The sequence below is a fragment of the Myxococcus sp. AM011 genome (genome assembly GCF_013372595.1).
GTDB classification, from domain to species: Bacteria; Myxococcota; Myxococcia; order Myxococcales; family Myxococcaceae; genus Myxococcus; species Myxococcus eversor.
On sequence record NZ_JABXEM010000081.1, the window covers coordinates 26,423 to 38,478 of the forward strand.

The 12,056-nt window shown below is 68.4% G+C and carries 10 protein-coding genes; 2 read left to right on the forward strand and 8 right to left on the reverse strand.

Features of this window, described 5'->3' with window-relative positions:
* Positions 1-28 precede the first annotated feature (28 nt).
* Genes HUW62_RS18625 through aspD form a run of 3 tightly spaced genes read right to left on the reverse strand, consistent with a single transcriptional unit; the run spans position 29 to position 4,039 of the window.
* Positions 29-1,180 (reverse strand): hypothetical protein, encoded by a 1,152-nt coding sequence (locus tag HUW62_RS18625; RefSeq protein ID WP_163869759.1) that lies wholly within the window; start codon positions 1,178-1,180, stop codon positions 29-31.
* Positions 1,180-2,328 (reverse strand): type II asparaginase, encoded by a 1,149-nt coding sequence (locus HUW62_RS18630; RefSeq protein ID WP_163869758.1) that lies wholly within the window; start codon positions 2,326-2,328, stop codon positions 1,180-1,182. Before HUW62_RS18630 ends, HUW62_RS18625 begins: the two co-directional genes overlap by 1 nt.
* Positions 2,329-2,365: 37 nt before the next feature.
* On the reverse strand, positions 2,366-4,039 hold the full coding sequence (aspD, locus tag HUW62_RS18635) for an aspartate 4-decarboxylase (protein ID WP_176435177.1): 1,674 nt from the start codon (positions 4,037-4,039) through the stop codon (positions 2,366-2,368).
* Positions 4,040-4,314: 275 nt separating this feature from the next.
* Between aspD and HUW62_RS18640 the strand changes: the two genes are divergently transcribed.
* Both HUW62_RS18640 and HUW62_RS18645 read left to right on the forward strand, forming a co-directional pair.
* Positions 4,315-5,349 carry a formylglycine-generating enzyme family protein gene (locus HUW62_RS18640; protein ID WP_163869756.1) on the forward strand — a complete coding sequence of 345 codons (1,035 nt, stop codon included), beginning with the start codon at positions 4,315-4,317 and terminating at the stop codon, positions 5,347-5,349.
* Between the two features lie 187 nt (positions 5,350-5,536).
* A complete protein-coding gene (locus HUW62_RS18645) occupies positions 5,537-6,607 on the forward strand; it encodes an ornithine cyclodeaminase family protein (RefSeq protein ID WP_368670439.1) in 1,071 nt (356 codons plus the stop codon).
* Between the two features lie 3 nt (positions 6,608-6,610).
* On the opposite strand, the gene HUW62_RS18650 is transcribed toward HUW62_RS18645, so the two are convergent.
* From HUW62_RS18650 to HUW62_RS18670, 5 genes are all read right to left on the reverse strand, one after another.
* Entirely contained in the window at positions 6,611-7,609 is a 999-nt protein-coding gene (locus HUW62_RS18650) for an NAD(P)H-quinone oxidoreductase (RefSeq protein ID WP_163869754.1), read from the reverse strand.
* Positions 7,596-8,123 (reverse strand): MaoC/PaaZ C-terminal domain-containing protein, encoded by a 528-nt coding sequence (locus HUW62_RS18655; RefSeq protein ID WP_163869753.1) that lies wholly within the window; start codon positions 8,121-8,123, stop codon positions 7,596-7,598. Before HUW62_RS18655 ends, HUW62_RS18650 begins: the two co-directional genes overlap by 14 nt.
* Positions 8,120-9,010 (reverse strand): aldolase/citrate lyase family protein, encoded by an 891-nt coding sequence (locus HUW62_RS18660; protein WP_176435179.1) that lies wholly within the window; start codon positions 9,008-9,010, stop codon positions 8,120-8,122. Before HUW62_RS18660 ends, HUW62_RS18655 begins: the two co-directional genes overlap by 4 nt.
* A gap of 20 nt (positions 9,011-9,030) precedes the next feature.
* The gene (locus tag HUW62_RS18665; protein ID WP_176435180.1) at positions 9,031-10,245 is read right to left on the reverse strand and encodes an aminotransferase class I/II-fold pyridoxal phosphate-dependent enzyme; all 1,215 of its coding nucleotides are present in this window, start codon (positions 10,243-10,245) and stop codon (positions 9,031-9,033) included.
* 8 nt (positions 10,246-10,253) lie between these two features.
* A partial coding sequence (locus HUW62_RS18670) for a condensation domain-containing protein (RefSeq protein WP_255203499.1) occupies positions 10,254-12,056 on the reverse strand: 1,803 nt, incomplete at its 5' end.

The following is a 12,056-nucleotide window of genomic DNA, read 5'->3' on the forward strand; positions in this document are numbered from 1 at the left end:
ACCCGGGCACCCGGGCGCCCGCCAAGGCTCAGCTCAGGCTCTTCTTGAGCTGGGACACCACCGCGAGGAATTGCCTGTCGAGCACCAGGAGGATGGCGAGCGGCGCCAGGCCCGCCGCCGCCACCGCGATGAGCGAGCGCTGGTCCCAGGGAAACAGCTTCATCCTCCGGGCGACCACGAAGGACGTGCCCAGGTCCGCCAGTGACGAGAAGTCCTCCGAGCTCAGCGGATCCACGCCTGGATTCCGGCGGAACCACTTGTCCTCGAACCGGCGCGAGTGATGCGCGGCGACCGCGGAGAACCACGGGTCGCCCTGCCGCTTGGCGTGCACGAGCTGCCGGGAGAAGAACGCCAGCGGGGCGAACACCGCGAGGCAGGCGAGGACGGTGTAGAGGACCTGCGGCATCACGTAGTCCAGGGGGGACTCGGTGATGGCCGAGGCATTGGTCCGGAACGAATAGGCGGCGACGGGAACCGCCACCGCGAACACCACCGGCGCGAAGCTGGCCTGACAGATGGCGAGGAATCCCAGCCCGCCCGCCAGGTCCGGATGGGTGGGAACCAGCCGGAGCGGGAGCCGGGAGACGCGCAGGAGGAAGACGCCCCAGCCGAAGGCGCGCCATATCCACCGGAACACGAGGAAGCGCGCCAGGGGCTCGCTCACGTACTCGTACCACCCGCCCGCCAGCGACAGTCGGGGCGTCGGGTCCGCCACCATGCTCCACTGCCTCGCCGGGTCCGGCGTGGAGATGAGCGCGAGCGCGATGACGAGGCCCAGCAACAGCAGCTCGACGAGCGGAGCATCGCGCCACCGCGTCAGTCCCCGAGCCATGGCCTCGTACGACGCGCGGTCCTTCTCCTCCACCAGGGCCGCGCGGAGGAACTGCCGCGCCGCCGCCCCGACGCGGCTGTCGATGTACGGCTCCGCCGCCACGAGCACGGGCAGCGACAGCAGGAGCATCGCATGCACCTGGTAGTCGGCGAGGAACAGACGCATGGCTCCCGCGCCCTGCAACAGCGTCAGCAGCGCCAGCGGCGCCCAGCTCACGAGCGTGAAGCACAGCGCGGCCCGCCAGGCCTTGAACCGGGGCGGCCCGATGAGGTGCAGGCCGCGCTCCAGCTCGAAGAGGGGTCCTCCCCTCACCAGGGAGAAGTCAGGGAGCAGGCGGGAGCTGGCCATCAGTACTCCTCGAACATCCGCTGCACCCGGGTCGGGTCCTTGGTCTCCAGCAGGGCCAGCTGCAACAGCACGCGCGACTTCGCCGGGTTCAGCTCACCGGAGGCCACGAAGCCCTTCTGGTCGTCGTTGATTTCGTTGTTGCGCAACACCAGCCCGCTGGGCAGTCGCGTGCTGCGCACCACCACCACGCCCTTCTTCACGTGCCGGGCCAGCGTGTCGAGCGCCGGCTGGGTCATGTTCCCGTCCCCCACCCCCGCGATGACCAGCCCCTTGGCGCCGTTCTTCACCGCCGAGTCGATGAGGTCCGGGCTCATGTTCGCGTGGGCGTACAGGATGTCGACCCGGGGCAGCGTGTTCTTGCCGGTGACGGAGAACTCCGAGTCCACGGTGTGCTTCTTGTCCATCCGCTCGAACCAGTGGACCTCCCCGGTGTTGACGACGCCCGCGGGGCCGCGGTTCGGGCTGCGGAAGGTCTCCACGTTGGTGGTGTTCGTCTTGGTGACGTTGCGCGCGGTGTGGATTTCATCGTTGATGACGATGAGCACCCCGCGCCCCTTCGCTTCGGGGGACGCCGCCACCGACACCGCGTTGTAGAGGTTGCCCGGCCCGTCCGCGCTGATGGCGGTGGCCGGACGCATGGAGCCCACGAGCACGACGGGCTTTTCGCTCTTGACGACCAGGTCCAGGAAGTACGCCGTCTCCTCCAGCGTGTCGGTGCCGTGCGTGACGACGACGGCGTCCACGTCCGGCGAAGCGAGCAGCTCGTTGGTCCGCTTCGCCAGCTTCAGCCACACCGCGTCGTTCATGTCCTGACTGCCGATGTTCGCCACCTGCTCACCGGTCAGCTTCGCCACCTTGTCGAGGTTGGGGACGGCCTTGATGAGGTCCTCGACCTTGAAGGCGCCGGACTTGTAGCCGTAGCCCTGGGGATTGCCCTGCGCCCCGGCGATGGTGCCGCCCGTGGCGAGGATGCGCACGGAGGCCATCTCCTCGGGGCTCTTGGCCCGCGCCTCCTCGGTGTTCGGCGAATCCTTCGACGAGCCCGGGTTCGTCGGCGGCGGGCTCTCCTGCGCCGCGATTCCAGCGCCCGTCAGCAGCAAGCCCAGCGCGCACAGCAGCCCTCGCACCGTGTTCTTCGAACTGTTCATGGCGGACCTCTCGATTCGGGGTGGGCGTCACGGAACCTCACGAGTCCAGGTCGCGGCCCTTCCACTCCGCGATGGCGCGGATGACGATGTCCTTCAGGCTCTGGCCGATGCGGGGGTACTCGTCGTCATCCAGGTTCGCGAGCGACACCCGCGCCGACCACTCCGGCCCTTCGAAGCCGCTGCCGTTGAGCAGCACCACGCCGTGCCGTCGCGCCAGGGAGAGCACGATGTCGAGCGGGTCATGCCGCGACTCCTCGTACTCGACGAAGTCCTGGCCCACGTTCTTTCGCGCCCACACGTCCAGGTCCAACGTCTGGTAGTACGCGGTGCGCAGCGGGTCCTCGGGCAGGTCGAGTCCCATGCCCTGGTACAAGCCCGCGAGCCTGTCGCGGCAGATTCGCCGGCAGCGCTTCTTGTACGCGTCGTCCTTGTCCAGCAGGGCGAACAGCGAGAAGAGGCTCATCTGGAGCTGCTGCGGCAGGGACAGGCCCGCGGTGTGGTTCAGGGCGACGGCGCGGCTGTCCGCCACCATCCGGTCGATGAACTTCAGCCGCTCCGGCTCCAGGGTGATTGAGCCATAGCGCTCGTTGAGCATCTCCCGCTGGCCCTCCGGCAGCCGGGCAATCATCGAGTCGATGATGTTGTCCTCGTGGAGCGCCACGACGCCCAGGCGCCACCCGGTGCACCCGAAGTGCTTCGAGTACGAGTAGACCAGGAGCGTGTTGTGCGGCAGCTCGGCGGCGAGTGAGCGGAAGCCCTCGACGAAGGTTCCGTACACGTCGTCGGTGAGCAGCAGCAGGTCGGGCCGCTTCGTGCGGACCAGGTCCACCAGCAGGTCCAATGACTCGCGCCGCATGGCCGTCGCGCCGGGGTTGCCGGGGTGCACGACGAAGAACGCCTTGATGCGCGGGTCCTCCAGCTTGCGCAGCTCCGACTCCGGATACTGCCACGCGTGGCGGCCTTCCTCGGTCATCGCGCTCTGGCGGATGTCCACCGTGCGCAGGTCGAACTCCTCCAGGCGCGGTATCTCCAGATACGGCGTGAAGATGGGCGTTCCCAGGGCGATGGTGTCGCCCTTCTGGAGCAGGCCGTTCACCATCAGAGAACGGAAGATGTACGTCATCGCCGCGGTGCCACCCTCGACGGCGAACAAGTCGAAGTTCCCCGGCGGCGGACGGTTGTCACACATCTCCTGGGCCAGGTAGGCCCGCACGATTCTCTCGGCGTGGACGAGCATCCGGTCCGGCACCGGATAGTTGTCGCCGATGGCCGCGTCGGTCAGCTCCCAGACGAACTTGTCCGCGTCGAAGCCCAGCTTGGAGACGCCGTAGTTGACCGAGTCTCTCAGGAGCCGGATGGCCGCGCTGTCGTCGCTCTCGTCGAGGAAGCGCCGCAGTCGCGCGGCGATGCCCGGGGACCTCGGCATGCCCGCGAGCCCCACGTCCGGCTCGTTCCACGTCAGACGCGACTCGCGCAGCGCGAACTGGCCCAAGAGGAAGAACGCCTCGCGCGGCGTGGTGGCGATCCAGTTGGGATTGCCCCGGCCCGCGTTGAGCATCACCGCCGCGCGCGTCTTCGCGGACTCATCCGCCAGCGTCATGAGCGTGTCCTTCAGCTCGAACGGGCTGAGCTTTTGCAGCGCTCGCGTGTCGGGCGTCTCGTCGTCTCGAAGTGCGCCCGTCTGCGTCTCGGTCGTCGTGTCGGTGCTCATGTCCGTCGCGCTCCATCCGCCGCCCACCGCTCGCGGGGCTGTCGGTTCGGGTCGAACCGCGTTGGCGAGAGGACGTTGTCCACGCGTGCACAGGCCGCCAATCCGCGCGGCGGCTCCACGCCGGGCGCTCGCAGGACCGGGTGCCCGGACCGCGTCTGCTCCGTGCGTCGCCTCGGGAGCCCCACCCTGGAGGGCCGGCTTGTCGCGCGCGCCGGGGCCACCCAGCTTGCCGCCTGGGGAACTCATCGAGTCCCCTCCACGGAACGAGGCGCCAGATGAGCAGCACGGATGTCGTCGAGGGAGCCACGCAACTGGAGTCGCGAGTGTCGCGCCCCGAGAACGAGGTCGACACGAATGCGGCGCCCGGTGAAGCGCCGTTCCCCGGCATGGCGTGGATCCCCGGGGGCACGTACTGGATGGGCTCGGACCGCCACTATCCGGAGGAGCGGCCCGAGCACCAGGTGACGGTGAGCGGCTTCTGGATGGACCGCCATCCGGTGACGAACGCCGACTACGCGCGCTTCGTGGACGCGACGGGCTACCTCACCGTGGCCGAGCGCCCCCTGAATCCCGACGACTTCCCGGGCGCGGCGCCGGAGCTGCTCGTGCCCGGCGCCCTCGTGTTCCGCAAGACGGCTCAGCGCGTGGACCTGAAGGACTTGTCCAACTGGTGGGCCTACACGCCCGGCGCCTGCTGGAAACAGCCGGAGGGCCACGGCACCACCTGGAAGGGCCGAGAGTCACATCCCGTGGTCCACGTCGCCTACGAGGACGCGGAGGCCTACGCCGCATGGGTCGGCAAGGCCCTCCCCAGCGAGGCCGAATGGGAGCGCGCCGCGCGCGCCGGCCTGGACCGCAAGGTCTACGTCTGGGGAGACGAGTTTTCACCGGAAGGGCAGCAAATGGCGAACATCTGGCAGGGAGAGTTCCCCTGGCAGAACTTGAACACGGATGGATTCGAGGGGACCTCGCCAGTGGGGAGCTTCCCACCCAACGGGTACGGCCTGTTCGACATGGCTGGCAACGTCTGGGAGTGGACCACGGACTGGTTCCAGGAGCGCCACCAGGGCAACGGGGGCAAGGCGTGCTGCATCCCCGTCAATCCCCGAGGCCCTCCGTCGCACGGCGCGAGCTTCGACCCCTGCACGCCGCAGGTGAAGATTCCGCGCCGCGTCCTCAAGGGCGGAAGCCACCTCTGCGCGTCCAACTACTGCCTGCGCTACCGCCCCGCGGCGCGTTCTCCGCAGGCCGTTGACAGCGGAACCACACACATCGGATTCCGCTGCATCGTTCACGTCACGGAGCGATGACCCTGCAAATACTCCAGTTTTCGCCGGGTTGAGCCCCCCCTGTTCGCGAACATGAAAGCCCTGCTAGTTTGCGCCCCCACTACAGACCTGTGTTATCAGCAGGCCCTGTTTCGCGCGTGAGCTGCTGAAACAGTGATTCAGCCCAGGGGTATCTCGAGTGAAGAGCGACGCGACACGGACGCTGTTGGTGACTCGGTCCGACCTGCGCTGCATCGTGGAGGAGGTCGGCGCGAACGCGCTGATGGACGAACTCATCCACGCGCTGACCGAAGCGCTGCGCACCTTCGATGGGGAGCAGACGGAGGTCCGCAAACGGGACGGCTTCCTGTTGGAATCCGCGCGCCAGCCGGGGTGTCTGGAGTGGATGCCGGTGATGCAGCGCGGGCACGCGGTGACGGTGAAGATGGTGAGCTACAGCCCTCACAACCCCGAGGAGCGGGGGCTGCCCACCATCATCGCGACCAACAGCCTCTATGACGTGCGCTCCGGCCACCTCATCGCGCTGATGGACGGCGTCTTCGCCACGGCGCTGCGCACGGGCGCGGCCTCCGCGGTGGCCACGCGCTGCCTGGCCTCGCCCGACAGCCGCGTCATCGGCTTGATTGGCTGCGGAGCCCAGGCGGTGACGCAGCTCCACGCCATCAGCCGGTTGTTCCCCATCACCGAGGTCCTCGGTTACGACACGAATCCGGAGGCGCAGGAGTCGTTCGCGCGCCGCACGGCGTTCCTCGGGCTGAACGTGAAGATTGTTCCCCTCGCGGAGCTGGAGGAGCGCTCGGACATCATCTGCACGGCCACCTCCGTCGCCGTGGGAGGCGGGCCCGTCCTCTCCGAGAAGAATCTCAAGCCGCACGTGCACATCAACGCCGTGGGCTCCGACCTGCCCGGCAAGACGGAGCTGCCGAAGTCGCTGTTGGAGCGCAGCCTGGTGTGCCCCGACTTCACGGTGCAGTGCCTGGTGGAGGGCGAGTGCCAGCAGATCCGCCCCGACCAGGTGGGCCCGGACCTCATCACCCTGGTGAAGAACCCGGACGTGTACGAGCCGTGGCGGGAGAAGCCCACCGTGTTCGACTCCACGGGCTACGCGCTGGAGGACCAGGTCGTCACCGCGCTCTTCCTCAAGCACGCGGAGCGGCTGGGCCTGGGAACCTCCGTGGGGCTGGAGACGGTCGGCGGCGACGCGTTGGACCCCTACGCGCTGCTGCACACGCCGGAAGCCGCGCCGAAGCGGGACGTCCGCCTGGCCACGGGGAGCTGAGCCTCAGAGCTCCAGCACTATCTTCCCGAAGCTCGCGTTGGACTCCATGTGGCGGTGAGCATCCGCCACGCGCGCCAGCGGGAAGGTGGAGTCGATGACGGGGCGGACCCTGCCGGCGACGAGCTCCGGCAGCCACCGCTCCTGGAAGCGCCGCATGACGGCCAGCTTGGCGGGCAGCGGCAACGGACGCAGGGCCATGCCCTTGATTTGAAGCCGGCGCAGCACCACCTGCTTCAAGTCGATGTCCCCGCGCATTCCATCCATCAGCCCCACCAGCAGCAGACACCCGCCCAGGCGCAGTGAGGCCAGGTTGCGCTCCAGCGCCGCGCCGCCGACGAAGTCCTCCACCAGGTCCACGCCGCGCCCTTGCGTCCACCGCGCGAGCGCTGGCGCGAAGTCCTCCTGGGTGCGCACCACGCCCGCGTCCGCGCCCAGCGCGAGACACCGGCGCTTCTTCTCCTCCGTGCCCGCGGTGATGAACACCCGCGCGCCCACCGAGCGCGCCACCTGGATGCAGGCGGTGCCGATTCCGCTTCCACCCGCATGGATGAGCACGGACTGACCCGAGGCGAGCCCGCCCAGCTCCAGCAGGGACTCGTGCGCCGTGCAGTACGCCTCCGGCGTGGCCGCCGCCTCGACGAAGGACCAGCCCTCTGGAATGGGCACCGCCATGCCCTCTTCCATCAAACACGCCTCCGCGTACCCGCCGCCATCCACGAGGCCGAAGACGCGCTGGCCGGGCACGAAGGCGCGGACGCCCTGCCCCACGGCCTCCACGACACCGGCGACCTCCACGCCGAGCAGCGGACTGGTGACGTCTGGAGGCAGCGCATAGCCGCCCGCGCGCTGCGTGGTGTCGGTGCGGTTGAGAGCGGAGGCGCGCACCCTGACGAGGAGCTGACCAGGGGCGGGAGTGGGGCGGGGCATCTCTTCCAGGTGAAGCTGCTCTGGACCACCTGGGGTCCGAACCACCACCGCCGTCATCACTTCAGTAGTTCGCATCCACATCCACGCCATGGCGCCGCAAGGGCACGAGGAAGGAGCGCTCGAAGGTCATCACGACGGTGCCGTCCGCCTTGAGGCCCTGGGTCTCCACGGTGACGACTCCCTGCTTCGGGCGGGAGCGGGACTTCCGCTTCGCCAGCACACGGCTCTCCGCGTACAGGGTGTCCCCCACGAAGACGGGGGCCGTCAACCGGATGCGATCCCACCCGAGGTTCGCCACGCCCTTGGCACTGGTGCTGTTCAGACTCATCCCCCCGACGATGGCCAGCGTGACGAGGCTGGAGATGAGCGGCTGCTTCCACTCCGTCTTGCTGGCGTAGACGGCGTCGATGTGGAGCGGGTGGGTGTTGAGGCTCAGCAGGGACTGCCACATGTTGTCCACGTCGGTGATGGTGCGCCCCGGACGATGCTCGAAGACGTCCCCCACCTCGAAGTCCTCGTAGAAGAGGCCGTGTGTCTCACGGTAGCGCTGCTTGCCCACCTTCTTGTGGGCGGCCACCAGTTTCTTCATGAGTCTCCACTCCTGGAGCCCGCCCGGAGTTGGACGGGTGACAGGGCCTCCTCGAGCTGGACGCTGGCCAGGACGCGCCGAGCCACCGTCACCAGCGGAGGACCAATCATGCTCCCTCCGACGACGTGGATGCCGCCTTTTCCGTCCCCCGCCTGTGCGAGCACGCGCCGCGCATGGGCCACCATCTGCGCGGTGGGCCGCAGCGCCGCGTGGACGACGCCCACCTGGTCCGGGTGGATGACAATCTTCCCGGTGTAGCCCAGCGCGCAGACCCGGCGCGTCTCGTCCTCCAGCTCCGCCAGGTCCTCCAGGTCGAAGAACGGCGAGTCGATGGCGCTCACCCCGGCGATGGTCGCCGCCATGGCGATGCGGGAGCGCGCGTAGAGCAGCGGCTCCCAGGCCAGGGGGACGCCGAGCTGCGCGGACAGGTCCGCGGCGCCGAAGATGAGGCCCCGCAGGCGGGGGGTGGACATGGCGATGGCGTCCACCGCTTCCACGCCGCGCGCCGTCTCGATGATGGCGAGCAGGGACATTTCCGGGAAGCGCTCGCCGAGCAGCGCCTCCACTTGATGAATCTCCGACGGGGATTCGACTTTCGGCAGCAGCAGGGCCTCCAACCGGGCGTTGGAGTCCAGGAGGGCGAGCACGTCGCGAAGGCCCGCCTCGGTGCGCAGGCTGTTGATGCGCAGGCACAGGGGCCCGCGCGGTCTCGAAGAGGAGAGGTAGGAGATGGCCAGTCGGCGCGCCTCGTTCTTGAGGCTTTCGGGGACGCCATCCTCCAGGTCCAGCAATCCCATGTCCGCCCCCACCTCCAGCGCTTTGTCGAAGCGCGAGGGGTCGATGGCGGGAGTCACCAGGAAGGACCTGCATTGCAAGGGCATGGTCATGATGCGCGTGGCTCCTCGGCTCAGGTGCCGGGCGAGGTCAGCTCCAGGACGACGTCACAGAGTCGCCGGAGGTCCTCGGAAGAGATGTTGGAGCGAAGCATGATGCGCAGCCCCGCCCGCCCCTTCGGGACGATGGGGAAGAACACCGCCGACGAGTAGAAGCCTCGCTCCATCAGCTTGCGCGAGTACTCCACGGCGACAGCCTCTGGCCCCACGTCGATGATCTTGATGGGGAAGTCCTCGCCCGAGGTCCGGGTGCGCACCCGCTCGTCGAAGTAGCGCACGTTGGCGCGCAGGGCCTTCTGCCGCGCGGCCAGCTCGGGGGTGCCGTGGAGACGGGCGGAGGCCACGCTGGCGCCAATGGCTGGAATCGCCAGGCTCTGTGACCAGCCGAGCGGTCCCGCGAAGCGGCCCACCAGGTCCGCGTGGTGCTTGGGCCCGAGCATGATGGCGCCGCCCGCGGTGCCGAAGCCCTTGCCCAGCGAACCGATGATGATGGTGCGAGGGTTGACCTCGCCCTCCATCGTCGCGCGCACGTAGCCCTCTCCCGCGCCGCCGTAGATGGAGAGCGAGTGGGAGTCATCGAAGTAGAGGAACAGGCCGTACTTGTCCTGGAGGGCGAACAGGTCCTTCACGATGGCCACGCCGCCCATCGAGTAGAAGCCATCCGCGACATACGCGACGCGCGCGTGTTTGCGGCAGAGGTCCTCCAGGAAGTTCAAGTCATTGTGGGGCGCGGTGACGACGTGGGTTTCATCCGCGCAGATGGGCTTGATGAGGTTCATCGAGAAGTGCGCGGACTTGTCGAAGACGAGGATGGGCTTCTGTCCATCCGGCAGCAGGTGTCCGGAGGCGATGAGGGGCAGCAGGCCCGCGCTGGCGGAGCTGGCGGAGTTGGTGACCACCGTCTTCACGCGCCAGAGGTGGGTCAGCTCCTCCTCGAGCGCATCCAGGTCCGCCAGTCGCACGCGCAGACGGGAGATGGACATGGTCATCGTCTTCTCGCGCTGGAGGACGTCGATGGCGCCCTGGAGCACGTCCGGGTGCGAATCGAGCCCCAGGTACGAACATGAGCAGGTGTTGATGAACTCACGGCCATCCGGCAGTGAGAGCGAGCCGCGTCCGGTGTTGTGCACGGACAAGTCCAGCAGCCCCGCCTCTTTCGCGGCGGTGAAGGATGGATTGCCGTGGCCAATCATCGACTCGGTGTTGCGATAGCGATTCTTGAGTTCCATGACGGCGCTCACTCCTGCACTTCGAATCCGGGGACCACCGCATCGATTCCCACCGACAGGTCCGGCGACGCCAGCACCCGCTCGAGGAGCACGGTGAAGGCTTCGCGCAGACGTCTGGGTGTGTCGGGCTCGAAGAGGTCGGTGTTGAACTCCAGCAAGCCGGAGAAGCCATCCGCGCGCTCCTGCAGCGACAGCGTGAGTTCGTAGATGGACGCGCCCCGGTCCGCGGGCATGGGGACCAGGGTCAGCTCCGGGAGCACCAGCGCTTCCATGGGCGTGTTCTGGAGGACGAACATCACCTGGAAGAGCGGCGCCCGGTTCAGCTGTCGCTGGGGGACGAGGGTGTCCACCACCTGGTCGACGGGCACCTCCTGATGCGCGTAGGCGCCCAGCGTGACGTCGCGGACCCGCGACAGGAGCTGACGGAAGCTCGGGTTGCCGCGCAGGTCCACGTGCAGGGCCACGGTGTTGACGAAGAGGCCGATGAGCGACTCCAGCTCCGGCAGCGCCCGGTTGGCGATGGGCGAGCCGATGACGATCTCCTCCTGGCGCGCCCGGTGACACAGCAGGGTGCCGAAGAGCGACAGGAGCGCCATGAAGGGCGTCACCCGCTCCCGCTGGCAGAGCAGGTTGAGGGCGTCGCTGCGCGCGCGTCCCAGCGAGACGGAGATCGACGTGCCGTTGAAGGTGCGGGTATCGGGCCGGGGCTTGTCGACAGGGAGGTTCAGCAGCTTCGGGGCCTTGGCCAGGGCACCGCGCCAGTAGTCCAGCCGCGTCTCCAGTTCGGCGCCGGAGAGCCATCGGCGCTGCCAGGCCGCGTAGTCCGGATACTGGATGTCGAGCGGCGGCAGCCTGGGCGTCTCGCCCCGCGCGAAGGCGGAGTACAGGTGCACCACTTCGCGGGTGATGATGCTCTCCGACCAGCCGTCCGAGAGGATGTGGTGCTTGCTGAAGATGAACAGGTGTTCGTCATCCGCCAGCCGGATGAGCGAGCCGCGCACGAGCGGCCCACGGGTGAGGTCGAAGGGCCGGCGTGCGTCCTCGGCGATTCGCCGGAGCAACTCCGTCTCCGCGTCCTCCCGCCCTCGGAAGTCTTCCAGCGGCAGGTCGATTCGCATCGACTCCGCGACCTTCTGCACCGGCCTGCCGTCCACCTCGCTGAACGTGGTGCGCAGCGACGCGTGGCGGTCCACCAGACCCTGGACCGCGGCGCGGAGTGCATCCAGTTTCAGCGCGCCCTTGAACCGGTACGCCGCGGGCTGGTTGTAGGCCGTGGACGTGGGGTTTGCCTTGAACAACCTCCACAGCCGCTCCTGGGAATACGACAGCGGCGGGAGTGAATCACGCGATGCACGCACCAGCGGCGGCAGCACGCTCAGCGGCTCACGCGGCGAAGACTCGAGTCGTCTGGCCAGCGCGGCGACGGAGGGCGCCTCGAACAACGTCTTGAGGTGCACCTCCGCCTTGAGCTGGGAGCGGAGGCGGGACACCAGCTGCGTCGCCAGCAGGGAGTGGCCGCCCATGCTGAAGAAGCTGTCGGTGACGCTGACACGCGGCAGCTTCAGCACCGAGGCGAACGCCTCCGCCAACCGCGTCTCCATCTCGTCTCGTGGAGCCACGAAGGGCGCCGCGCCGCGCAGACTCTCCACGTTCGGCGCTGGCAACTTCCCTCGCGCCAGCTTCCCACTCGGCGTCAGCGGCAGCGCCTCCAGCTTCATCAACGCTGGCGGCACCATGTGCTCCGGCAGCTTCCTCGCCAGCGCCTCTCTCAGCACCTCCGGCTCCCACGCCGCCCCCGCCCTCAACACCAC